The following is a 279-nucleotide window of genomic DNA, read 5'->3' as shown; positions in this document are numbered from 1 at the left end:
GACGGCTGTCTGCCGGTGGCCTACGCGCCGTCGATCGCGCCCAGCGAGCGCTTCCACGGCATCCCGCGGGCGATGCCGCTGGACGTGCTCGAGCAGATCGTCGCCGGCTACGGCGAGGCCGCGCGCCGCATCGCCGAGGCCGGGGTCGACGGGGTCGAGATCGTCGCCAGCCACGGCTACCTGCCGGCGCAGTTCCTCAATCCGCGGATCAACCGGCGCCAGGATGCCTATGGCGGCAGCGACGAGAACCGCCTGCGGTTCCTGCGCCGGATCGTCGCC

The 279-nt window shown here is 73.1% G+C and carries 1 protein-coding gene; it reads left to right on the top strand.

The window, feature by feature from the left end:
• Nucleotides 1-279, top strand: a 279-nt coding sequence (locus L9G74_RS20330; RefSeq protein WP_500142668.1) for an oxidoreductase, incomplete at both ends; no start/stop codon positions are given.

This window comes from Shewanella electrica, from assembly GCF_022321485.1.
GTDB lineage: Bacteria > Pseudomonadota > Gammaproteobacteria > Enterobacterales > Shewanellaceae > Shewanella > Shewanella electrica.
Note: the sequence above shows the minus strand (reverse complement) of the source record. Positions and strands in the feature narration are given on the sequence as shown.